The sequence below is a fragment of the Streptomyces sp. NPDC051020 genome (assembly GCF_040683105.1).
Taxonomy (GTDB): Bacteria; Actinomycetota; Actinomycetes; order Streptomycetales; family Streptomycetaceae; genus Streptomyces.
In genome coordinates this window covers 1-1,630 of record NZ_JBFBCG010000224.1, presented here as the reverse complement: position 1 = coordinate 1,630, position 1,630 = coordinate 1, and the positions used below count along the sequence as shown (strand labels likewise).

The window sequence follows — 1,630 nt, the reverse complement described above, 5'->3', positions numbered from 1 at the left end:
CGCTTCGACTTCGTCAACTGGACGGGCGCCGCGAACGTCAAGGCGGACTACCTGCCCCGCACGTCCGCCACCGTCGACAAGGTCAAGCCCCTCGTGCCCACCGGCACCTCCCTTGCGTACGACTCCTCGTACCGGGCCAACTTCAGCTGGGCGGCCAACAAGGAGATGGACCTCGCGGGCTACCGCGTGTACCGCCGGCTCCAGGGCACCTCGTACGGCACCAAGCCGCTGGCCACGACGACCTCCACCTCGTACACGGACACCACGCTGCCGAAGAACGGCGCGGTCTACCACTACGAGGTCCGCGCCTACGACAAGGCGGGCAACGAGTCCGCGGGTACGGCGGACAAGTCCGTCACCATCGTCGACAAGAGTGCTCCCGCGGCGCCGAAGGGGGTCGAGGACGCCTGGAAGCCCGACTTCTCCGAGAAGGTCAGCCTCTCCTGGTACGGGAACACCGAGGCGGACCTCGCCGGGTACAACGTGTACCGCTCCACCACCACCGGCGGGCCGGTCGCGCTCACCTCGGCGAACCGCCTGAACGGCGACAAGCCGCTCAGCAACTCCTGGTACGAGCAGCCACTGCCGCAGACCGGGGACACGTACTACTACGTCGTCACAGCGGTCGACACGCACGGCAACGAGTCGGCGGCTTCCGGTGCGGCGGCGTTCTACACGCGGGACAAGACGGGTCCCGTGAACACCGCGTACAACGCGAAGGCGGTCGAGGACGAGCGCGGGGTCACGCTGACCTGGGACAAGTCGGAGGCCACCAGCGAGGACTTCGCCGGGTACACGGTCCTGCGCTACAACAAGCCGCGCACGGAGAGCGGGCGCACCGTCGTGGTGGTCGCCAAGGGCATCCAGGGCACGTCCTTCACGGACGCGGCCCCGCCGCCGGGCGCCACGTACTACTACTTGGTCGTGGCTGCGGACGGCGCGGGGAACTGGGGCACCCCCTCGGTCGAGATGCCGGTCGCCGTCGCGGGGAACAGCACCCCGCCGCCCCCGGTGACGGGCATGACAGCCACCGCCCGGGAGAACGGCGTCTCGCTGAGCTGGGACGCCAGTGACGAGCCCGGTCTCGACCACTACCGCATCATGCGGGGCACCCTCGCCGACGGCGAGTGGGTCTACAAGCCGCTCATCGACTCCTGGACCCTCAGGCCCCAGGAGTTCACGGAGACCCACCTCCTCGACCGAACGGTCGCCGATGGCGAGCAGGTCCGCTACAGCGTCGTCGCCGTCGACCAGTACGGCAACCAGCTCACCCCCGAGACCGGCGCCCCCGTCCAGGACGTCACCGAGCTCGACCTGCGCCCCGACGCCGACGCTGGCCCGGCCGTGGGCGACAACCCGCTCGGCCACCTCAGCGGCGACGTGTGCGGCTCGGTCCGCTGGTGGCTGGGCAGCGACACAGGCGCCAACGGCAGCAAGGTGACCGGCTTCGCCGTCTACCGCTGGAACCGGACGACCCACGTCTTCGACAAGGTCGACGTCCAGACGCGCGGTGACATCACCGGCTGGTCGTACGTGGACACCACCATGCCCAAGGGCACGACCACGTACTACCGCGTGACCGCCACCCTCGCCGACGGCACGGAGACGGCCGCCCGCGAGACGGCGATCG

General features: G+C 69.8%; 1 protein-coding gene. It reads left to right on the top strand.

Annotated features, from left to right (window positions below):
* Positions 1-1,630: hypothetical protein (locus tag AB0N06_RS38840; RefSeq protein ID WP_366139366.1), on the top strand; the 1,630-nt coding region annotated here is incomplete at both ends.